We start from the raw sequence: 22,127 nt of genomic DNA on the forward strand, positions 1-22,127 counted from the left end.
CGCCATGGCACGCTTTTTCATCGACCGGCCCATCTTCGCGTGGGTCATCGCCATCGTCATCATGCTGGCGGGCGCGATCTCCATCAGCACGCTGCCGCTGGAGCAGTACCCCAACATCGCGCCGCCCTCGGTCTCCATCACCGCCAACTACACCGGCGCCTCGGCCAAGACGGTGGAAGACTCGGTCACCCAGGTGATCGAGCAGCAGTTGAAGGGGCTGGACAACCTGATCTACATGGGCGCGACCAGCAGCTCGTCGGGCCAGTCGCGCACCACGCTCACCTTCAACGCCGGCACCAACCCCGACGTGGCGCAGATGCAGGTGCAGAACAAGCTGCAGCAGGCCATGCCACGGCTGCCGCAGGCGGTGCAAAGCCAGGGCGTGACGGTGACCAAGGCCGGCAGCGACTTCCTGATGATCGTGTCGCTCTACTCGGAAGACCCGGCACTGACCCGCACCGACGTCGGCGACTACATCGCCAGCAACCTGGTCGATGTCATCAGCCGCCTGGACGGCGTGGCCGAGGTGCAGGTGCTGGGCTCGGGCTATGCCATGCGCATCTGGCTCGACCCGGGCAAGCTCGAAAAGTACAACCTGATCCCGTCGGACATAAGCGTGGCGCTGCAGGCGCAGAACGCGCAGGTCTCGGCAGGCCAGTTAGGCGGCCTGCCGGCCACCGCGCAGCAGCAGTTGAACGCCACGGTCACCGCGCGCAGCAAGCTGCAGACCGCCGAGCAGTTCGAGAACGTGGTGCTGCGCACCGCAGCCGATGGCTCGCTGGTGCTGCTGAAGGACGTGGCCCGGGTAGAGCTGGGCGCCGAGAGCCTGACCATCCAGTCGCGCCTGGCCGGCCAGGCTTCGGCCGGCATGGGCGTGGTGCTGGCCAACGGCGCCAATGCGCTCAAGGTGTCCGAGGCGGTGGTCAAGCGCATCGATGAGCTTGCGCCCTTCTTCCCCAGCCAGATGAAGGCACGCGTCAACTACGACACCACGCCCTTCGTGCAGGCCTCCATCGAAGAAGTCGTCAAGGCGCTGGCCGAGGCCATGCTGCTGGTGGTGCTGATCATGTACCTGTTCCTGCAGAACTTCCGCGCCACGCTGATCCCCGCGATTGCCGTGCCGGTGGTGCTGCTGGGCACCTTTGGCGTGCTGTCGCTGCTGGGCTATTCGATCAACACGCTGACCATGTTCGGCATGGTGCTGGCCATCGGCCTGCTGGTGGACGACGCCATCGTGGTGGTGGAGAACGTCGAGCGCGTCATGACCGAAGAGGGCCTGAGCCCCAAGGAGGCCACGCGCAAGTCCATGGACGAGATCACGCCGGCGCTGGTGGGCATTGCGCTGGTGCTGTCGGCGGTGTTCATCCCGATGGCCTTCTTTGGCGGCTCGACCGGCATCATCTACCGGCAGTTCTCGGTCACCATCGTCTCGGCCATGGCGCTGTCGGTGCTGGTGGCGCTCACGCTCACGCCGGCGCTGTGCGCCACCATGCTCAAGCACCTGCCGCATGACGCAGCCGGCCACCGGCTGGTGCGCCGCGGGCCGCTGGGCTGGGCCGACCGCTTCTTTTTATGGTTCAACCGCGGCTTTGACCGCACGGCCGACCGCACCCAGCGCGGCGTGCACGGCATCGTGCGGCGCGGCAAGCGCAGCATGCTGGTCTACCTGCTGCTGGCGGGCGGCATGGCCGTGCTGTTCATGCGCCTGCCGACCTCGTTCCTGCCCATCGAAGACCAGGGCATCCTGACCGCCGAAATCCGCATGCCGCCGGGCTCTACCGACGCGCGCATCCAGCAGGTGGTGCGCCAGTTCGAGGACTACATCCGCCAGCAGCCAGAAGTGGTGATCTACAACGTCACCACCGGCCTGTCGGGCGACCAGGGCTCGGGCCGCGCCTTCATCAAGCTCAAGCCCTGGGCCGAGCGCCCGGGCAAGGAGCACAGCGCCGAAGCCGTGGCGCGCCGCGCCAACGCCGCCCTGAGCAAGATCCGCGATGCGCGCGTGTTCGTGCTGCAGCCGCCCGCAGTGCGCGGGCTGGGGTCGAGCGCGGGCTTCAACTTCTACATCGAAGACACCGGCAACCTGGGCCACGAGGCGCTGGTGCAGGCGCGCGACCGCTTCCTGGAGCTGTCGCGCAAAGACACCGTGCTCACCGGCGTACGCAGCAACAACCTGGACGACACGGCCCAGTTCGCAGTGGACATCGACGACCGCCGCGCCGGCGCGCTGGGGTTGGCCACGGCTGACGTCAACAGCACGCTGTCGGGCGCGCTGGGCGGCACCTACATCAACGACTTCATCGACCGTGGCCGCGTCAAGCGGGTCTACATGCAGGGCGATGCCCCTTTCCGCATGCTGCCCGACGACATCAAGCGCTGGACGGTGCGCAACAGCAGTAACCAGATGGTGCCGTTCTCGGCCTTCTCCAGCCAGCGCTGGAGCTATGGCTCGCCACAGCTGCAACGCTACAACGGCCAGCCCGCGTTCGAGATGCTGGGCAGCGCGGTGTCGGGCGTGAGTTCGGGCACCGCCATGAACAAGGTCGAGCAGATCATGGCGCAGATGCCGCAGGGCATTGCCCACGAGTGGACGGGCGCCTCGTTTGAAGAGCGCCGATCCGGTGCGCAGGCGCCGCTGCTGTATGCGGTGTCCATCCTGTTCGTGTTCCTGTGCCTGGCCGCGCTGTACGAGAGCTGGTCGGTGCCGTTCTCGGTGATCCTGGTGGTGCCGCTGGGCATCATTGGCGCGGTGCTGTTCACCGGCCTGCGCGGCATGTCCAATGACGTGTACTTCCAGGTCGGGCTGCTGACCACGGTCGGCCTCTCATGCAAGAACGCCATCCTGATCGTGGAATTTGCCAAGCAGCTGCAAGAGCAGGGCAAGAACGTGTTCGACGCCACGCTGGAAGCGGTGCGGCTGCGCCTGCGCCCGATCCTGATGACTTCCCTGGCCTTTGGCTTTGGCGTGCTGCCGCTGGTGGTGGGCACCGGCGCCGGCGCAGCCGGGCGCCAGGCCATCGGCACGGCGGTGTTTGGCGGCATGGTGACCGCCACGGTGCTGGGCATCTTCTTTGTGCCGCTGTTCTTTGTGCTGATCCGCAGCTTCTTCCGCCAGCGCAGCACTGCTGAGCCGGCTCACGGGCACGCGCCGGAGGCCGCAGCATGAAGCGCCTGAGCCTCATCGCCTGCGCTGTGCTGGCCGGCTGCGGCAGCCTGGCACCGGACTACCAACGGCCTGCAGCGCCCATCCCCGGCACCTGGGCGCCCGCGCGCGTCGCGCCCGATACGGCAACGCCGGCACCCGCGCTGGACTGGCGCAGCTTCTTCCTCGATGAACGCCTGCGCCAAGTGGTCGGGCTGGCGCTGGAGCACAACCGCGACCTGCGGGTGGCGGCGCTCAACATCGAGCGCACCCGCGCGCAGTACGGCATCCAGCGCGCCAACCTGTTCCCGGCCGTGAATGCCACCGTGGCCGGCAGCCGCACCGGTGCCGCCGCCGACACCGCCGCCAGCGGCCGCGCCTCCACGCTCAACCAGTTCAATGCGGGCGTGGGTTTTGCCAGCTACGAGATCGACTTCTTTGGCCGGCTGCGCAACCTGGACGACGCCGCACTGGAGACCTTCTTTGCCACCGCCGAGACGCGCCGCAGCGTGCAGATCAGCCTGGTGGCCGACGTCGCCAACGCCTGGCTCACGCTGGCGGCCGACCAGCGCCGGCTGCAGCTGGCGCAGGACACGCTCAAGAGCCAGCAGGCGTCCTACGACCTGACGCGGCAGGCGCATGCGCTGGGCTCGGAATCCGGGCTGACGCTGGCGCAGTCGCGCACCACGGTGGATACGGCCCGCTCCGACGTCGCCAGCTACAGCCGCCTGGTGGCGCAAGACCGCAATGCGCTGGCGCTACTGGTCGGCGCCAGCGTGCCCGACACCTTGCTGCCCCGCGCGGCCGACCCGGCGGCACCTGCCGCCGCGCTGGTAGCCGTGCCGGAAGGCCTGCCGTCCGAGCTGCTGCAGAACCGGCCCGACGTGCTGGCGGCCGAGCACACGCTGCAGGGCGCCAGCGCCAACATAGGTGCGGCGCGTGCGGCCTTCTTCCCGCGCATCAGCCTGACCGCTTCCGCCGGCAGCGCCAGCCGCGAGCTGGACCGGCTGTTTGCCAACGGCAATGGCAGCTGGACTTTCGCACCGCAGATCGTGCTGCCGATCTTCAGCGGCGGCGCCTTGCGCGCCAGCCTGGACGTGGCGCGCATCACGCGCGACATCAACGTGGCGCAGTACGAGAAGACGCTGCAAACCGCCTTCCGCGAGGTGTCTGATGCGCTGGACGCACGCGCCACGCTGGGCGAGCAGCTGGACGCCCAGCGCTCGCTGCGCGACGCCACGGAAACCGCGCTGCGCCTGTCGCAGGCGCGCTTTCGCACCGGCATGGACAGCTACCTCGACGTGCTGGTGTCCGAGCGCGCCTTCTACACCGCAGGGCAGAACCTGATCACGCTGCAACTGGCGGAGCAGGCGAACCGCATCACGCTCTACAAGACCATGGGCGGTGGTTGGGGATGACCCGCGCTCACTGCGTGCAGCCGCATCCTTAACGGCGTTGGGTAGCCGAAGACCAATAGCCAAACACCCAATACCGGGCCGAGCGCAGCGATGGCCCGTGTGGCTGTCCCGGGGTCCCCTCTGTGGCGTTGAGGAGCGCAGGAATCGGCAGGTTGCCCGCAGCGAAGCGAAGGGACGGCGAGGACTGTTTGAGCCGCAGGCGAGTTCCGCAGCCGCCTGCCGATTCCGAGCACCGCAAAGCAGTCCGGCAAAGCCGGACCGCCACAGTGGGGTCGCCCTTTGGTCTGTCGCATAACTTCGCTTTGCGAAGTGAGCGCAGCCCCGCTTCGCGACCTTTGGTGACTTTCTTTCGGCGAAACGAAAGAAAGTTACTCGCCCGCCGGGGCGAACTCCCGGCACCCGCCGCCTGCAAGGCACGCCGCCAAGGGATATCTCAATACCTTGAAGGGGATGCTTTCCAGAAGACACTTGCAGCGGCCCGGCAAAGCCGGTTCCGCGCTGTTACGCGGATGGGGTCGGGCGCGCCGGTAGCAACTGCGACGGATCGACCACCGCAGACGCCATGACGGTGCCGGCCACCACGCCCAGCGCCGCCAGGCGCTTACGCATGCAGATCACCGCGCGGTCCTTGCTGAGCAGTTGCGCGCGGTGCGCCACGGCCAGGTCGATGAAGCCCTGGTCGTCCGGGTCCTTGCAGGTCACGGGCACCTTGGGCGCGACCGGCACGATGCGCGCATAACGGTCGAACTGCGCCAGCACCTGCACGTCAGCCAGCCCGTAGAAGGCCAGCCGCGACACGATCTGCGGATAGCCCAGCACCCGCGCCAGCTCCACCCGCATCGAGGCCGTGGCAACCCAGTCCAGCGTGCCGGCCTCCAGCGCGGCGCGCACCGGCTGCGCCGCCGGGTCATTGAACAGAAACACGTCGAGCACGATGTTGGTGTCCAGCACCAGGCAGGGCCGCATCGGATTCAAGCCGCCTGCAGCATGCCGCGCTGCTCGATGAAGGCAATCACCTCTTGCAGCCCGGTCTGGGTCTTGAGGTTGGTCATGACGAAGGGGCGTGCGCCGCGCATGCGCTTGGTGTCGGCCTCCATCACGGCCAGGTTGGCGCCCACGTGCGGCGCCAGGTCGGTCTTGTTGATCACGAACAGGTCGCTCTTGGTGATGCCGGGGCCGCCCTTGCGCGGGATCTTCTCGCCCGCCGCCACGTCGATCACGTAGATCGTCAGGTCGCTCAGCTCGGGGCTGAAGGTGGCGGCCAGGTTGTCGCCACCGGATTCGACGAACACCACGTCGGCGTCCGGGAATTCGGTGAGCATGCGGTCGATGGCCTCAAGGTTGATCGAGCAATCTTCCCGGATCGCCGTGTGCGGGCAGCCACCGGTTTCCACGCCCATGATGCGTTCGGCCGGCAGCGCGCCGCTGACGGTCAGCAGGCGCTGGTCTTCCTTGGTGTAGATGTCGTTGGTGATGGCGATCAGGTCCCACTTGTCGCGCATGGTCTTGCAGAGCATTTCCAGCAGCGTGGTCTTGCCGGAGCCGACCGGGCCGCCTATGCCCACGCGCAGCGGCGGCAGTTTCTTGGTGCGGTTGGCGATGTGGTGCAGGGCAGAACTCATAGTAGTCATCTCAGTTATCCATTGCGTTGCGCGTGATCCGCAGCGTACGCAACGCAAAGGCACAAAGGGCCGCGGAGCAGGCTTTGCCAGGCCGCAGGATGTGACCCCTGCAAGGGGGTTGGCGAAGACGCAAAGCGCGTAGCCTGGGGGTGTAGTTTCATCCTAGCTTCGGAACAGACGTGAATATTGCACTTCGTGACGGGCAGAGAGGATGGCGAGCATGGGGCTGAGCGCCTGCCGGTCGTCGTCGCCCAGCGCCATGGCATGGGCCACGGCCTGCGGGATGGCGCCGGCCAGCCGCGCCAGGATGCGCTGGCCCGCGCTCTGGCCCAGCGGCACCGACTTGAGCGCGGTCTGCACCATGTTCTCGGCCCAGCCAAAGGCAAAGGCGGCGCAGATATCGACCACCGCCGCCTCGGTGCGCGCGGCAGCGACCGCAAACGCGACCGGGTAGGTCGGCTGCCAGCCGGCCAGCAGGCCGGCGTCGTCCGGGTGCAGGCCGCGCAGCCAGTCGGCCAGCGAGCGGCCCATTTGCTCGGCCTGCAGGCGCAGTTCGCTGGTTTCGCGGGTTTGGCGCACCCAGGCATCGAGCGTGCGCAGCCGCTCGACGTTACCGGCACGGGCGGCAGGCACGGCCTGCGCCAGCACGGCCAGGTCACCGCGCGCCAGCGCCAGCTGCAGTTGGTCGGTGATCCAGTCGGACGCTACTTTTTCTGTAGCTACTCCCGCCCACTCCACGCCGGCTTCAAGCCCTTCTGAGTAAGAAAACCCACCCACCGGCAAGGCCGGCGAGGCCAGCCAGATCAGCTGCAGCAGGCCGGGCGTAAAGCCCGGCGCGGCTTCGGCAGCCTCAGCCACGGGCCGGGCGCTGTGCGTGGAACTGCACTGGTGCCGGTGCCGGCGCGTGGCTGTGGCCATGGTCATGCTGGCAGTCCGGGCCATGCACATGCGGGGCAGCTGCCGGCGCCGGGTGTTCGTGGCCATGCTCATGTGCGTGCTCATGTGCGTGCCCGTGGCCATGTCCACCGCCGTGCGCGCCGTAGGCGCCGCCTTCCGGCTCGAAGGCTTCCACCGCCTCGCGCACGATCAGGTGCATGGCGCGCAGCATGTCGGCCAGCACGTGGTCGGGCTCGATCTGCAGGTAGTCGGGCCGCAGCTCTATCGGCACATGGCGGTTGCCCAGGTGGTAGGCGGCGCGCACCAGGTCAAAGGGCGTGCCGTGCTCGGCGCAGGGCGTGATGCGCAGCACCGGCTGCGCCGCCGCCAGCACCCGCACCAGCGAGCCGTCTTCTGCCACCAGCACGTCGCCGCCGCGCACCAGGGTGCCGCGCGGCAGAAAGATGCCGAGCGCGCGGCCGCCGCTGTCGGTGGCGTCAAAGCGGCTCTTCTGGCGCACGTCCCAGTCGAGTTCGACGGTGGCGGCGCGCTTGAGCAGGACCGGGGCCAGGCCGCGGCCCTGGGGAATCAACTTGCTGATCGTGTGCATGGGAGGTGTCGTGTCAGGTGTGATGTGACGGAAGTTCGCGAAGCCATCGGCGTGCAGCGAGGCGAGGCGAAGGTAACAAGGCGCGAAAAATTGTATGGGCGGGCGCTTTCTGACAATGATGTCATCGGGGCGTCAGCATGGCGTTCCCCTGCCCTGCCTAGAGTGGCTTCGTTCTGGAAATACCGGCTCGATCATGCTCCATTCTTCCTCTCCTCTTGCGCGCTGCGCCCTGGCAGGGGCGCTTGCCGCGACGCTGGCGGGTTGCGCCGTGGGGCCTGACTATGTGCGCCCCGCGCCGCCCACCGGCGCCACCTTGCCGGCCTTCAAGGAGCAAGGCCCCTGGCAGGCGGCGGCGCCCGCCACCATCGACGCCGACGGCGCCTGGTGGAAGCTCTACGGCGACCCGCAGCTCGACGCCCTGGTGGAGCAGGCCAACAGCGCCAACCAGACCGTGCGCCAGGCAGAGGCCCAGTACCGCGCCGCACAAGCCCTGGTGCAAGGCGCGCAATCTTCGCTCTTCCCGACCGTGGGCGTGAGCGCCTCCGAGAACCGGGCGCGCACCAACACCGCCAGCTCGGTGCTGCAGAACACGCATGCCAACTCCCTGGCCGCCAGTTGGGAGCCCGACCTGTGGGGCCGCGTGCGGCGCTCGGTCGAGCAGGCCGGCGACACCGCCCAGGCCAGCGCGGCCGACCTGGCCGGCGCGCGCCTGACGATCCAGGCGACGCTGGTCAACAGCTACTTCCAGCTGCGCGTGTACGACCAGCAGAAGGAGCTGTACGCGCGCACCATCGAGGGCTACCGCAAGGCCTTGCAGCTGACCCAGAGCCAGTACCGCGCGGGCATCGTCACGCGCGCCGACGTGGCCTCGGCCAACACCGCGCTCACGGCCGCCGAGGCATTGGCCATTGACGTGAACCTGTCGCGCCAGCAGCTGGAGCACGCCATCGCCGTGCTGCAGGGCAAGACGCCGACCGAGTTCTCGCTGCCACCGGCGCCCATCGTGGCGCAGTTGCCGGTGGTGCCGGTGGGCCTGCCCTCGGAACTGCTGCAGCGCCGCCCCGACATCGCGGGCGCCGAGCGCCGCATGGCCGCCGCCAACGCCGCCATCGGCGTGGCACAGGCGGCCTGGTACCCCAACCTGACCCTGGGCGCCAGCGCCGGCTTTTCCGGTGCCGGGCTCGCCCCCTTGTTCTCGACCCCCGACCGGGTCTGGGCGCTGGGCGCGACGCTGGCAGCCACGCTGTTCGACGGCGGCCTGCGCCAGTCGCAAAACGACCAGGCGCGCGCCAACTTCGATGCCGCAGCGGCCAGCTACCGGCAGACCGTGCTGGCCGGCTTCCAGGAAGTCGAAGACAACCTGGCGGCGCTGCGCGAACTGGAGAAAGAGCGGGCCAAGCAGGAAGAGGCCGTGCAGTCCTCGCGCGACGCCGAACGCATGCTGCTGGCCCAGTACCGCGCCGGCACCACGCCCTACACCACGGTCATCACCGCCCAGGCCACGACGCTGAGCAACGAGCGCACCGCCATGCAGTTGGCGGCACGCCAGTTCACCGCCAGCGTGACCCTGGTCCGGGCCGTGGGCGGCGGCTGGAATGCCGCGCAGCTGCCCGCACCCAACGCCCGGCCGGCACAGGCCAAGGACGCCCCCGCCAACGCAACAGCCCTCACGGCCACGGCCCAGGAATGACCCCGATGGACGCCTCGACAAGCCCCGCCCTTTCTCCTCTCCCGCATCGTCCGCGCCGCGGCCTGCTGATCCTCATCGTGCTGGTGCTGCTGGTGGCCGCCGCGCTCTACCTGCGCCACCGCTGGGCCGCTGCGCCCCCCGTGGCCGAAGCGCCCGCCGTGCCGGTCACCACCGTGGCCGTGGCGCGCAAGACCGTGCCGATCACGCTGCGCGGCGTGGGCACGGCGCTGCCGATTGCGTCGGTGACGGTGCATTCGCGGGTTGATGGCCAGCTCGACTCGGTGGCCTTCACCGAAGGCCAGGACGTGAAGGCCGGCCAGGTGCTGGCACGCATCGATCCCCGCAGCTACCAGGCGCAACTGGCCCAGGTCGTGGCGCAAAAGGCCAAGGATGCCGCCCAGTTGGCCAACGCACGTGCTGACCTGGCGCGCTACGAGATGCTGATCAAGGAAGACGCCACAACGCAGCAAACGCTGGACACGCAAAAGGCCCTGGTCAACCAGTTGCAGGCCGCGCAGCAGACCGATGACGCACAGATCAACTATGCGCAGGTGCAGCTCAACTACACCACCATCACCGCGCCGATCAGCGGGCGCGTGGGCGCACGCCTGGTCGACCCGGGCAACATCGTGCATGCGGCCGACACCACGGGCCTGGTCGTCATCAACCAGATCGACCCGATCGCGGTGCAGTTCACTCTGCCTGAGAGCAGCTTCCAGGCGGTGAACCGCGCGCTGCGCGCAACACCGGGCCAGTTGCAGGTGACGGCCGTCACGCATGACACGCAAGAGGTGCTGGGCACCGGCCGGCTGGTGCTGCTGAACAACCAGATCGACACCACCACCGGCACGGTGGCGCTCAAGGCGCACTTCCCCAATGCCGAGCACAAGCTGTGGCCAGGCCAGTCGGTCGATGCGCGCATCACCCTGGGCGAGCGCAGCGACGTGCTGGCGGTGCCGGCCGCGGTAGTGCAGCGCAGCCAGGACGGCTACTTCGCCTATGTGGTGGATGCCGACAACAAGGTGCAGCCACGGCCGGTGGAAGTGGTCGATACCAGCGACGGCCAGACCGTCATCGGCAAGGGCCTGGCCGAAGGCGAGCGCGTGGTGCTGGACGGCCAGTACCGCCTGCGGCCCGGCGCCCGTGTGGCGGAGGCCAAGCCCGCAGCGGCAGGGGCCCGCCCGTGAGCATTTCCACCACCTTCATCAAGCGGCCCATTGGCACCTCGCTGCTGGGCCTGGCGATCCTGCTGATCGGCCTGGCGGCCTGGCCGCTGCTGCCGGTGGCGCCACTGCCGCAGGTCGATTTCCCGACCATCCAGGTGTCGGCCAACCTGCCGGGCGCGAGCCCGCAGACCATGGCATCGAACGTGGCGCAGCCGCTGGAGCGGCAGTTCTCGCTGATCGCCGGGCTCACCCAGATGACGTCGAGCAGCGCTCTGGGCTCGACCCAGATCACGCTGCAGTTCGACCTGAACCGCGCCATCGACGGCGCGGCGCTGGATGTGCAGACGGCCATCAATGCCGCCTCGGGCCAGTTGCCGACCAATCTGCCGAGCGCGCCGAGTTTTCGCAAGATCAATCCGGCCGACGCGCCGGTGCTGATCCTGGGCGTGCAATCCAAGGTGCTGCCGCTGACCCAGGTCAACGACTACGCAGACAACGTGCTGGCGCAGCAGATCTCGCGCATCTCCGGCGTGGGCCTGGTCAACATCTTCGGCGCGCAGAAACCCGCCGTGCGCATACAGGCCAACCCCGAGAAGCTCAAGGCCCTGGGCCTGAGCCTGGAAGACATTCGCGGCGTGATCGCCACCACCACGGTCAACGCCCCCACCGGCACGCTGGACGGCGCACGGCAGGCCTTCACCGTCTACACCAATGACCAATTGCTGTCGGCCGCGCCGTGGAACGACGTGGTGCTGGCCTGGCGCAATGGCGCGCCGATACGGGTGCGCGACATCGGCGTGGCGGTGGACGGCCCTGAGAACAGCAAGATCGCCGCCTGGGGCTTTGCCGGCGCCGCAGCCCCGGCCGACAACGGCATAGAGAACGGCCGCGCCATCATGCTGGCCATCACCAAGCAGCCCGGCGCCAACGTGATCGACACGGTGGACCGCATCCTGGCCGCGCTGCCGCAGCTGCAGGCATCCATCCCGCCCAGCATCAAGGTCAGCACGCTGGCCGACCGCACGCAGAACATTCGCGCATCGGTCAAGGATGTGGAGTTCACCCTGGTGCTGTCGATCGTGCTGGTGGTGGGCGTGATCTTCGTCTTCCTGCGCAACATCACGATCACGCTGATCCCCAGCGTGACGGTGCCGCTGGCCATCCTGGGCACGGCGGCGGTGATGTACGTGCTGGGCTATAGCCTGGACAACCTATCGCTGATGGGGCTGACCATCGCGGTCGGCTTTGTGGTGGATGACGCCATCGTGATGCTGGAGAACATCTACCGCCATATCGAAGACGGCATGCCGCCGATGGAGGCAGCGCTGAAAGGCGCGGGCGAGATCGGCTTCACCATCATCTCGATTTCGGTGTCGCTGGTGGCGGTGTTCATCCCGCTGCTGCTGATGGGCGGCATCGTCGGCCGCTTGTTCCGCGAGTTCGCGGTGACGGTGACGCTGACCATTGCGCTGTCGGTGGTGGTGTCGCTCACGCTCACGCCCATGCTGTGCGCGCGCTTTCTCAAGCCCCATACGGGGCAGGAAAAACATGGCCGCCTCTACCAATGGTTCGAGCACGGCTTTGACGCCCTGCTGGGCGGCTACCGGCGCGGCCTGGGCTTTGTGCTGCGCCACCCGTTCGCCACCTTGATGAGCTTTCTGCTGACCGTCGCGGCCACGGTGGCGCTGTTCGTGGTGATCCCCAAGGGCTTCTTCCCGCAGCAGGACACGGGCTTTATCTCGGGCCAGGCTGATTCGGCGCAGGACTCGTCGTCCGAGGTCATGCACGGCCGCATGCTGCAGTTGGCCGACATCATCCGGCAAGACCCGGACGTGGCCTCTTTCGGCATGCAGGCGGGCGCCTCCACCTTCAATTCCGGCAACTTCTTTATCGCGCTCAAGCCCAAGGACGAGGGCCGCGTCGCCAACGCCGACCAGATCATTGCCCGCCTGCGCGCCAAGCTGGCGCCGGTGCAGGGCATCACGCTGTTCATGCAGGCCGGCCAGGACATCAACGTGGGTGGCCGCCAGTCGCGCACCCAGTACCAGTACACGGTGACCGACCCGAACCTGGACGAGCTCAACACCTGGGCGCCACGGCTGACCACGAAGTTCCGCTCGCTGCCGCAGCTCACCGACGTGACATCGGACCAGCAGAACGCCGCCCCCATCGCCACGCTGACCATAGACCGCCAGCGCGCCTCCAGCTACGGCATCACACCGCAGATGGTGGACGCCACCATCAACAACGCGATCGGCCAGCGCCAGGTGGCGCAGTTCTTTACCCAGCTCAACAGCTACCACGTGGTGCTGGAAGTCACGCCCGAGCTGCAGGGCGACCCTGCGCTGTTCAGCCGGCTGTACCTGACCTCTCCGCTCACCGGGCAGCAGGTGCCGCTGTCGACCTTTGTCTCGGTGGACACCAGCAAGACCGGCTACCTGTCGATCAGCCACCAGGGGCAATTCCCGGCGGTGACCATCTCCTTCAACCTGGCGCCGGGCAACTCGCTTGGGCAGGCGGTGGATGCGATCAACAACGCGCAGGCGCAGATGGGCATGCCGGCCACCGTGAGCGGCAGCTTCCAGGGCACGGCCCAGGCCTTTGGCGATTCACTGCGCAGCCAGCCCTACCTGATCGCGGCGGCGCTGATCGCGGTCTACATCGTGCTGGGCCTGCTCTACGAGAGCTACATCCACCCGCTGACCATTCTCTCGACCCTGCCCTCGGCCGGCGTCGGCGCCCTGCTGATCCTGATGGCCGGCGGCTATGACCTGAGCGTGATCGCGCTGATCGGCATCATCCTGCTGATCGGCATCGTCAAGAAAAACGGCATCATGATGGTGGACTTTGCGCTGCATGCCGAGCGCGACCGGGGCATGTCGCCGCGCGACGCCATTTTTGAGGCCTGCATCCTGCGCTTCCGACCGATCATGATGACCACCATGTGCGCGCTGCTCAGCGGCCTGCCGCTGATGCTGGGCCAGGGCGCGGGCTCCGAGCTGCGCCGCCCGCTGGGCTACGCCATGGTGGGCGGGCTGATCCTGTCGCAGATGCTCACGCTGTTCACCACGCCGGTGGTCTACCTGTACCTGGACCGCGCACACCACTGGTATGTGCGCCGCAAGCAGGCGCGCAAGGCGCTGCCGGGCCCGCACGAAAGCGCCGCATGAGAATCCTGATCGTCGAAGACGAGCGCAAGACCGCCGACTACCTGCACCAGGGCCTGACCGAGCAGGGCTGCACCGTGGACGTGGCCTATGACGGCATCGACGGCCAGCACCTGGCCCTGCACTACGACTTCGACGTGATCGTGCTCGACGTCATGCTGCCCGGGCTGGATGGCTTCGAGGTGCTGCGCTCGCTGCGCGCCGTGAAGAACACGCCGGTGATCATGCTGACCGCTCGCGACGGCGTGGACGACCGCGTGAAGGGCCTGCGCGAAGGCGCGGACGACTACCTGGTCAAGCCCTTCTCCTTCATCGAGCTGCTGGCCCGGCTGCAGGCACTCAACCGCCGTGGCCGCGCGCAGGAGCCGACCCTGCTGCGCGTGGGCGGCCTGCAGGTAGACCTGATCAGCCGCCGCGCCACGCGCGAGGGCCAGCGCATAGACCTCACGGCCAAGGAGTTTGCGTTGCTGGCCGTGCTGGCGCGCCGGCCGGGCGAGATCCTGTCCAAGACATCGATCGCCGAGCTGGTCTGGGACATGAACTTCGACAGCAACACCAATGTGGTCGAGGTCGCCATCAAGCGCCTGCGCACCAAGATCGACGTGCCCTTCAGCCACAGCCTGCTGCACACCATCCGCGGCATGGGCTACGTGCTGGAAGAGCGCGAGCAACAAGGCTAGGCATGCGCCTGCGCAACTCCATCGCCGTCCGGCTGGCCCTGATGTTTGCCGTGGCGGCGTTCGCGGGCTTTGCGCTGATCGGCCTGGTACTGCACCAGGTGCTGAACCACGAGCTGCGGCGCCACCAGCGCGAGGAAATCGCCGGCCGCCTGGAAGGCGTGCAGTACATGCTGGTGCACAGCCGCTCGCCCCAGCTCGCGGCGCATGCGCAAGACCGGCTGGCCAGCCTCAACGCCTCCAAGGACGTGCGTTTCTGGCTCTGGAGCGATGATCCGGCCTTTCGCTACGGCGATGCGCCGGAGCAGGTGGCCCAGGCCACGCGCAACGCGCCCGGCATCGTCAAGATCCAGGCCGGCAGCGGCGCAGAGCAGCAAACACTGCATGTCCTGGGCCACCTGCTGCCGGCCAACGAGGTGCGCCCGGCCGTGCAACTGATGGTCGGCATAGACACGCACCCCTTCGACAGGACCATGCGCGCCTTCGAGTCGGCGCTGCTGCTGGTGACCGTGGCCGGCACCCTGCTGGTGGCCGCGCTGGGCTACTGGATTGCCCGGCTCGGGCTGCGGCCGGTGGCGCGGCTGTCGGCCGACGCGCACCGCATCGGGCCGGACAACCGCGGCCAGCGCCTGGACCTGCCGCGCCTGCCGCGTGAGCTGGCCGACCTGGGCGCATCCCTCAACGCCGCCTTCGACCGCCTGGACGCGGCCTACCGCCAGCTGGAAACCTTCAACGCCGACGTGGCGCACGAGTTGCGCACGCCGATCGGGACCCTGATCGGCCAGACCCAGGTGGCGCTGGCGCGCGAGCGCGATGCAGAGCAACTGCGCAACGTGCTGCAGTCCAACCTGGAAGAGCTGGAGCGGCTGCGCGCCATCGTCGCCGACATGCTGTTCCTGGCGCGGGCCGAACAGGGCGAGCGGGCGCGCATGCTGGTGGCCTCATCCATTGGCGACGAGGTCGGCAAGACGGTGGAATTCCTCGACGTGCTGCTGGACGACGCCGGCGTGACGGTGCATGTGGCCGGCGACGTGGTGGCGCCGATCGAGACCTCGCTGTTCCGCCGCGCCCTGTCCAACCTGCTGCACAACGCCATCCAGCACTCATCGCCCGGCACGGCCATAGAAGTGCAGATCACGCGGCAGCAAGGCACGGCCGTGGTGGCCTTCTCCAACGCCAGCGCGCCGATTGCGCCGGCCCAGTTGGAGCGCCTGTTCGACCGCTTCTACCGCGTGGACGCCGCCCGCGCCAACAGCAATGAGAGCCACGGCCTGGGCCTGGCCATCGTCAAGGCCGTGGCCGCGATGCATGGCGGCACGGTGTTTGCGCGCTCGGAGCAGGGCGTGACGACGGTGGGGTTTGGCGTGGCGCTGGAAAACGCCCCGACTCAGAACAAAAAGTAGCGCTGCGCCATCGGCAGCACACTGGCCGGCTCGCAGGTCAGCAGTTGGCCATCGGCGCGCACCGCGTAGGTTTGCGCATCAATCTCCATCACCGGCGTGGCGCTGTTGTGGATCAGGTGCTGCTTGCGTACCTGGCGGATGTTCTTCACCGCGCTCAAGGTCTTGGCCAGGCCAAACTTTTCCTTGATGCCATTACCCAGCCCGGCCTGCGAGACGAAGGTGAGCGAGCCGCGCGCTATCGCGCCGCCATAGGCACCAAACATCGGCCGGTAGTGCACCGGCTGCGGCGTGGGGATGGAGGCGTTGGGGTCGCCCATGGCGGCCATGGCGATGAAGCCGCCTTTCAAAATCACCGAGGGCTTGACGCCAAAAAAGGCCGGCTTCCACAGCACGATGTCGGCCCACTTGCCGACTTCCAGGCTGCCAACCTCGTGGCTGATGCCGTGCGCAATGGCCGGGTTGATGGTGAGCTTGGCGATGTAGCGCTTGGCGCGGAAGTTGTCGTTGCGCGCGCTGTCTTCCGGCAGGGTGCCGCGCTGCTGCTTCATCTTGTGCGCGGTCTGCCAGCAGCGGATGGTGATCTCGCCGACGCGGCCCATGGCCTGGCTGTCGGAGCTGAACATGCTGATCGCGCCCAGGTCGTGCAGCACGTCTTCTGCGGCGATGGTCTCTTTGCGGATGCGGCTCTCGGCAAAGGCCAAGTCTTCCGGGATGGCGGGGTTCAGGTGGTGGCAGACCATCAACATGTCGACGTGTTCGTCGAGCGTGTTGACGGTGTAGGGCATGGTCGGGTTGGTGGATGAGGGCAAGAAGTTGCTCTCGCCCACCACGCGCAGGATGTCGGGCGCATGGCCACCGCCCGCGCCTTCGGTATGGAAGGCGCAGAGGCTGCGGCCCTTGGTGGCGGCGATGGTGTTCTCGACAAAGCCGGATTCGTTCAGCGTGTCGCTGTGGATCGCCACCTGGGTATCGGTCTCTTCCGCCACAGACAGGCAGTTGTCGATGGCGGCAGGCGTGGTGCCCCAGTCTTCGTGCAGCTTCAAGCCGATCACGCCGGCATCGATCTGCTCGTGCAGCGCCTCGGGGCGGCTGGCGTTGCCCTTGCCCAGAAAGCCCAGGTTCATGGGGAAGGCATCGGCCGCCTGCAGCATGCGCGCGATGTTCCACGGGCCAGGCGTGCAGGTGGTGGCAAAGGTGCCGGTGGCCGGCCCGGTGCCGCCGCCCAGCATGGTGGTGGTGCCCGAGGCCAGCGCCTCTTCGATCTGCTGCGGGCAGATGAAGTGGATGTGGCTGTCGATGGCGCCGGCGGTGACGATGCTGCCTTCGCAGCTCAGGATCTCGGTGCCCGGGCCGATGACGATATCCACGCCCGGCTGGGTGTCGGGGTTGCCGGCCTTGCCGATGGCGGCGATGCGGCCGTCCTTGATACCGATGTCGGCCTTGACGATGCCCCAGTGGTCAAGGATCAGCGCATTGGTCAGCACCAGGTCCATGGCACCGCTGGCGTTGGTGCGCTGCGACTGCGCCATGCCGTCGCGGATGGTCTTGCCGCCGCCGAACTTGACCTCTTCGCCGTAGCTGCCGGCGCGCAGCGTGTAGTCGGCCTCGACCTCGACCAGCAGGTCGGTATCCGCCAGGCGGACACGGTCGCCCACGGTGGGGCCGAAGATTTCCGCATAGGCGCGGCGTCCGATGGTGGCCATGGGGAGGTCTCGTTCGTTAACTATTAAAACTATAGCTATAAGCCCAGGCGCAGCCTGGGCTACAGGCCTTTTTCTTCAAAATTCTGAAACTACAGCGGCCCCTGCGTCAGGCCGCGAAAGCCGTACACCACGCGGTCGCCGGCGTAGTCCACCAACTCGACCGTGCGTTGCTGCCCGGGCTCAAAGCGCACCGCCGTGCCCGAGGCGATGTTGAGGCGCATGCCCTGCGCGGCGGCGCGGTCAAAATCCAGCGCGCCATTGGTCTCGGCAAAGTGGTAGTGCGAGCCGACCTGGATCGGGCGGTCGGAGGCGTTCTTCACCAGCAAGGTGATGGTGCGGCGGCCGGTGTTGAGGGCGTGTTCGCCCTCGTCGACGATGAGTTCGCCCGGGATCATGCTGCGCGCCCCGTTCAGGCCACGCCGGCCAGCAAGGCCGCGCCCAACAACGCCACGGCGGCACCCGCGATGCGCGGCAGCCAGACGTTGGAATGGCGCAGCGCCCAACCCAGCGCAATGCCGCCCACATGCAGCAGCAGCGTGGCGCTGAGCATGCCGGCCAGCGTCAGCGCCGCATCCGACTCGCCAGCCAATTCATAGCCGTGCGCCACGCCGTGGAATACAGCGAATACGCCGACCAGTGCAGCGGCCGCGAAGCCCGGCAAACGCCAGCGCGTGACCACCAACAAGCCCAGCACCAAGAGCGAGGCCGCGATCATCGGCTCCACGCCCGGCAACTGCACGCCCGCCAGCCCGGCCAGCGCGCCCGCCAGCAACATGGCCGCAAAGCCCAGCGGCGCCCAGAGCAGATCGGGCCAGGCGCGGCGCGCGGCCAGTGCGCTCCACAGCCCCACGGCGACCATGGCCGCCAGGTGATCGGCGCCCGTCAGCGGGTGCAGAAAGCCGGTGGCAAAACCGTGGTGGTGGGCCGCGCCATCCACCCCGGTATGGGCCACCGCCGCCAGCGGCAGCGCACAGATCAAGGACAGCAGGGCCACGCGGCCGGAACGGGTGCTGGACATGGAAGAAATCCTCGGGAAGGGAAAGGGGGAGATCAGGCGATCGGCTGATGCACGGTGACCAGTTTTGTGCCGTCGGGGAAGGTCGCCTCGACCTGGATGTCAGGAATCATCTCGGGCACGCCGTCCATCACGTCGGCGCGGGTCAGTACCTCGCGGCCCTCGCTCATGAGCTGGGCGACAGTCTTGCCGTCGCGCGCGCCCTCCATCACGGCGGCGCTGATCAGCGCCACGGATTCAGGGTAGTTGAGCTTGAGGCCGCGGCCCTTGCGGCGTTCGGCCAGCAGGGCAGCGGTGAAGAGCAGGAGCTTGTCTTTTTCGCGGGGCGTGAGTTCCATGCCGGAAGCCTCGGGCAGATCATCGGATCGAAGAGAACGATGGTAAAGCAGGAAGCCTGCCAGGCCGCCCCTTCTGCGTACGGCATCTGGCGTATGCCGGGCTTGCTACAAGGCCCAGATACGCGGCCGGGTCGAGGCCAGGTCCCAACAGGCTTCGCGCCAGGCGGCACGCACCTGCTGCATCAGCTGCATCGCCGGCTCGACCACCGGCGCCAGCACGCGCACCAGCACCAGCCGCGCATCCGGGCTGGTGGCGCCGGCAGTCGCGCACAGCGGGTGGGCATCGATCACCGCGCGGGCCGCATCCAGCGCGCGCTCGCGCGCCTCGCGGCCCAGGGGCGTGCCGCTGGCGAGGAAGATCGAGGCCATGCAGCGGTGGCCGGCCAGGCCGAGCGGTGAATCGAGCAGCAGCGCGTCATCCGCCGCAATGCGGCCGCGCTCCAGCCAGACGCCGGGCATCTCCAGGTGCTGGCGCAGGCTGCCGCGCAGAAAGGGCTTGTTCGCATGCGGCAGGCCAAAGGCGGTGACATCCCAGCCGATCAGCTCGGCGCCCGGCGCCAGGTCGAAGACCAGGCGGTTTTCCGCCAGGCAGCCGTCAAAGCACAGCGCCTCCAACGGCAGCCACTCCATGCGTGCGCCTTCTTGCACGCTGATCTGCGTGCGCTGCAGCGCCGTCTCGCCCTCCGAGCGATAGAAGCGCGTGGCGCCCGGCGTGGTCACCAGCCCGTGCGCGCCGGGCGCGACATCGACGCGGATGTCCAGCACATCGCCGCCCACCAGCCCGCCGGGCGGGTGTACCAGCACGTTGTGGCAGATGGCCTCGCCCTCGGGGTACAGGCTTTGCAGAATGCGCAGCGGCCCCTCGTGGCGAAAGCGCGCCGTAGTGCGCGGGGTGCCGCCATGCAGATCGTGGCGGTAATCAAGGTCGAGTCGGGCGTGCCAGGGCATGGGGCGCGAGTGTAGGGCGTGCGCCAGAATGCATTCATATGTAACAACGCCATGGGCCTACAACCGTCGCGCACTACTGCGTAGACGATCCTCAGTCCGTCCATGACTGGAGTTCTCCATGACAAATCGATTCGCAACGCTCTCCGTGCTGGCAGCGCTACTGCTAGGTGGCACGGGTGCAGCCCTGGCACAGAACTACGACCGTGGCGGCCCTGACCGCGGCGGCCAGCGCGATCAACAGCAATGGGACCGCCGCGGTGGTGGTCCTGGCGGCCCCGGTGGACCGCAGTACAACCGCCCGGGACCCCGTGGCCCGGACATGCGCGATGACCGCCGTGGCCCCAGCTACGGCCCGGCCTATTACCGCGGCGGCCGCCTGCCCGGCGAATACCGCAACCGCCAGTACGTGGTGGATGACTGGCGCGGCCACCGCCTGCATCAGCCGCCACGCGGCTACCACTGGGTACAGGCCAGCGGCGGTGACTACCTGCTGGTGGCCATCACGACCGGCATCATTGCGCAGATCCTGACGAACCAGTAGCCGCCGGCGGCGCGCCGCCCTCCGCCACGCGGGGGGCGCGCGCCGATCCCTGGACCATGTCAAAACGGAACATCCGGCACTCAATCGGCCCGTTCCACATCGGCACGCGGCGCGATTCCTTCAGGCGCATGCGCCCTGGCAGTTTCAGGTCGGGGGTCAGCATCCAGGCGGTCCAGCCTGCGTAGTTGCGCTTCCAGTGCGTAGCCAGTTGCGGGAAGAAGTCGCCGCCATCTTCTGTCTGAGCAGTTTCGCGGCCACCTTCCCGGCCACGCTGAGCCTCTGGCTCGCGCGTGTCTTCTCCCCATGTCGGGCGCTCACGCCCCGGCGGCTGGCGGTACAGGTCGCGCGAGGTACGCACCGCGTGGCGCCCCGCAATACCGCCGGCCTCGATCCGCTCGCCATAGGGCGGGTTCAGCAGCATGACGCCACGCTCGGCCGGCGGCATGCGCTGCAAGGCATCGCCCCCCCTGAATTCAATGGCATGCGCCACGCCGGCGCGCTCGGCGTTGCGCTGGGCAAAGTCAACCATGCGGTGCGATACATCGCTGCCAAACACCGGCACTGCGGGCTCGGTGACTGCGGCCTGGGTTTCCTCGCGCAGCGCCGACCACACGTGCGCCTGAAAGGGCAACAGCTTCTCGAAGGCAAAGCGCCGCAGCAGGCCGGGCGCGATGTTGCAGGCGATCTGCGCGGCTTCGATGGCGATGGTGCCGCTGCCGCAACACGGGTCGTACAGCGGCAAGACCTCGAAGCCCTCGCTGTCGCCATCGGCCCAGCCAGAGGCGGCGATCATGGCCGCGGCCAAGGTCTCCTTGAGCGGGGCGTCGCCCTTGTCCTCGCGCCAGCCGCGCTTGAAGAGCGGCTCACCGGTGGTGTCGACATAGAGCGTGGCGGTGTCGGTGGTCAGGTGGGCGTGGATGCGGATGTCGGGCCGCTGGGTGTCGACGCTGGGCCGCTCGCCGCGCTTGTGGCGGAAGCGGTCGGCGATGGCGTCCTTGATCTTGAGCGCCGCAAAGTTCAGGCTCTGCAGCGGGCTGTGCTGGGCCGTCACCTCGACCTTGATGGTCTGGCGCGTGGTGAACCAGATCTCCCAGGCCACTTCGGAGGCGGCCTGATAAAGGTCTTGTTCATTGCGGTAGGGCGTGTGCGAGAGCTGCACCAGCACCCGCTGCGCCAGGCGGCTGTGCAGGTTGAGCAGCATGGCGTCCTGCCACGAGGCGCGCAGCAGCACGCCGCCGCGCAGCGTCTGCAGGTCCATGCCGGCAAGGCCGGTCAGGCGGTGCGCCTCGTCGGCAAGAAAGCCCTCGACGCCGGCGGCGCAGGGGAGAAAGAGTTGAATCTGGTTCATGGAAGCCCCCGAGGATAAGGGGTGCACCGCGCGCCGCCGCAGAAGCGTTTGCTTACGATTCGATCAGGCCGGCCCGGTAAAACGTACGACCGATCCGCTTTCACCCCCAAGGAGTACGCCATGTCCGGTTGGTTTGAACTGCACAAGAACGAGAAGGGCCACTACCACTTTGTCCTGAAAGCCGGCAACGCGGAAACCATTCTGTCGAGCGAGGTCTACCAGAGCAAGAGTGCGGCCGAGGGCGGTATTGCATCGGTGCAGACCAACAGCCCGCAGGACGCGCGCTACGAGCGCAAGACCTCCACCAACGGCAAGCCCTTCTTCAACCTGAAGGCGGGCAACCACGAGGTGATTGGCAGCAGCCAGATGTATTCGTCAGAGGCGGCGCGCGAAACCGGCATTGCCTCGGTCAAGGCCAACGGGCCGAGCAAGACGGTCAAGGACCACAGCTGATCGGCAGGCA

Annotated in this window: 19 protein-coding genes; 9 read left to right on the top strand and 10 right to left on the bottom strand. The window is 67.9% G+C overall.

The features are described 5' to 3' along the window. Positions 1–4 precede the first annotated feature (4 nt). Both AAFF27_26020 and AAFF27_26025 read left to right on the top strand, forming a co-directional pair. A complete protein-coding gene (locus AAFF27_26020; protein XAH23397.1) occupies positions 5–3,166 on the top strand; it encodes an efflux RND transporter permease subunit in 3,162 nt (1,053 codons plus the stop codon). Then, on the top strand, positions 3,163–4,560 hold the full coding sequence (locus AAFF27_26025; GenBank protein ID XAH23398.1) for an efflux transporter outer membrane subunit: 1,398 nt from the start codon (positions 3,163–3,165) through the stop codon (positions 4,558–4,560). Before AAFF27_26020 ends, AAFF27_26025 begins: the two co-directional genes overlap by 4 nt. A gap of 501 nt (positions 4,561–5,061) precedes the next feature. Here the strand turns inward: AAFF27_26025 and AAFF27_26030 are convergent. From AAFF27_26030 to ureE, 4 genes are all read right to left on the bottom strand, one after another. After that, positions 5,062–5,526 (bottom strand): PIN domain-containing protein, encoded by a 465-nt coding sequence (locus AAFF27_26030; GenBank protein XAH23399.1) that lies wholly within the window; start codon positions 5,524–5,526, stop codon positions 5,062–5,064. 5 nt (positions 5,527–5,531) lie between these two features. Continuing rightward, positions 5,532–6,182 carry an urease accessory protein UreG gene (gene ureG / locus AAFF27_26035; protein XAH26329.1) on the bottom strand — a complete coding sequence of 217 codons (651 nt, stop codon included), beginning with the start codon at positions 6,180–6,182 and terminating at the stop codon, positions 5,532–5,534. Between the two features lie 162 nt (positions 6,183–6,344). Continuing rightward, positions 6,345–7,106 carry an urease accessory UreF family protein gene (locus tag AAFF27_26040; GenBank protein ID XAH23400.1) on the bottom strand — a complete coding sequence of 254 codons (762 nt, stop codon included), beginning with the start codon at positions 7,104–7,106 and terminating at the stop codon, positions 6,345–6,347. Further along, the gene (ureE, locus tag AAFF27_26045; protein XAH23401.1) at positions 7,033–7,668 is read right to left on the bottom strand and encodes an urease accessory protein UreE; all 636 of its coding nucleotides are present in this window, start codon (positions 7,666–7,668) and stop codon (positions 7,033–7,035) included. Before ureE ends, AAFF27_26040 begins: the two co-directional genes overlap by 74 nt. Before the next feature lie 193 nt (positions 7,669–7,861). Here ureE and AAFF27_26050 point away from each other — a divergent pair, with 193 nt between their 5' ends. The 5 genes from AAFF27_26050 to AAFF27_26070 are packed head-to-tail and all read left to right on the top strand — an operon-like array spanning position 7,862 to position 15,771. Then, positions 7,862–9,358: an efflux transporter outer membrane subunit gene (locus AAFF27_26050; GenBank protein XAH23402.1), complete on the top strand. Its 1,497-nt coding sequence runs from the start codon at positions 7,862–7,864 to the stop codon at positions 9,356–9,358. A gap of 5 nt (positions 9,359–9,363) precedes the next feature. Beyond that, a complete protein-coding gene (locus AAFF27_26055) occupies positions 9,364–10,545 on the top strand; it encodes an efflux RND transporter periplasmic adaptor subunit (protein XAH23403.1) in 1,182 nt (393 codons plus the stop codon). After that, positions 10,542–13,694, top strand: coding sequence for an efflux RND transporter permease subunit (locus AAFF27_26060; GenBank protein ID XAH23404.1), 3,153 nt, complete (start codon positions 10,542–10,544; stop codon positions 13,692–13,694). Before AAFF27_26055 ends, AAFF27_26060 begins: the two co-directional genes overlap by 4 nt. Next, a complete protein-coding gene (locus tag AAFF27_26065) occupies positions 13,691–14,371 on the top strand; it encodes a heavy metal response regulator transcription factor (GenBank protein ID XAH23405.1) in 681 nt (226 codons plus the stop codon). The genes AAFF27_26060 and AAFF27_26065 overlap by 4 nt, the downstream gene beginning before the upstream one ends. A 2-nt stretch (positions 14,372–14,373) precedes the next feature. Then, on the top strand, positions 14,374–15,771 hold the full coding sequence (locus AAFF27_26070) for a heavy metal sensor histidine kinase (protein XAH23406.1): 1,398 nt from the start codon (positions 14,374–14,376) through the stop codon (positions 15,769–15,771). On the opposite strand, the gene ureC is transcribed toward AAFF27_26070, so the two are convergent. The 5 genes from ureC to AAFF27_26095 form a co-directional block, all read right to left on the bottom strand. Next, a complete protein-coding gene (gene ureC / locus AAFF27_26075) occupies positions 15,756–17,474 on the bottom strand; it encodes an urease subunit alpha (protein XAH23407.1) in 1,719 nt (572 codons plus the stop codon). The genes AAFF27_26070 and ureC overlap by 16 nt on opposite strands. Before the next feature lie 89 nt (positions 17,475–17,563). Further along, positions 17,564–17,869 (bottom strand): urease subunit beta, encoded by a 306-nt coding sequence (locus AAFF27_26080; protein ID XAH23408.1) that lies wholly within the window; start codon positions 17,867–17,869, stop codon positions 17,564–17,566. A gap of 14 nt (positions 17,870–17,883) precedes the next feature. Next, entirely contained in the window at positions 17,884–18,492 is a 609-nt protein-coding gene (locus AAFF27_26085) for a HupE/UreJ family protein (protein ID XAH23409.1), read from the bottom strand. A 32-nt stretch (positions 18,493–18,524) separates the two neighbouring features. Continuing rightward, positions 18,525–18,827, bottom strand: a complete 303-nt coding sequence (locus AAFF27_26090) for an urease subunit gamma (protein ID XAH23410.1) — start codon at positions 18,825–18,827, stop codon at positions 18,525–18,527. A 105-nt stretch (positions 18,828–18,932) separates the two neighbouring features. Further along, complete coding sequence (locus tag AAFF27_26095; GenBank protein XAH23411.1) at positions 18,933–19,775, bottom strand: urease accessory protein UreD; 843 nt, start codon at positions 19,773–19,775, stop codon at positions 18,933–18,935. Positions 19,776–19,893: 118 nt separating this feature from the next. Between AAFF27_26095 and AAFF27_26100 the strand changes: the two genes are divergently transcribed. Beyond that, entirely contained in the window at positions 19,894–20,316 is a 423-nt protein-coding gene (locus AAFF27_26100; protein XAH23412.1) for an RcnB family protein, read from the top strand. On the opposite strand, the gene AAFF27_26105 is transcribed toward AAFF27_26100, so the two are convergent. Next, positions 20,288–21,664: a THUMP domain-containing protein gene (locus AAFF27_26105; protein XAH23413.1), complete on the bottom strand. Its 1,377-nt coding sequence runs from the start codon at positions 21,662–21,664 to the stop codon at positions 20,288–20,290. The genes AAFF27_26100 and AAFF27_26105 overlap by 29 nt on opposite strands. Positions 21,665–21,784: 120 nt before the next feature. Here AAFF27_26105 and AAFF27_26110 point away from each other — a divergent pair, with 120 nt between their 5' ends. Next, complete coding sequence (locus tag AAFF27_26110) at positions 21,785–22,117, top strand: YegP family protein (protein ID XAH23414.1); 333 nt, start codon at positions 21,785–21,787, stop codon at positions 22,115–22,117. Positions 22,118–22,127: the final 10 nt, after the last annotated feature.

The organism is Xylophilus sp. GW821-FHT01B05 (assembly GCA_038961845.1).
Classification (GTDB): Bacteria; Pseudomonadota; Gammaproteobacteria; order Burkholderiales; family Burkholderiaceae_C; genus Xylophilus.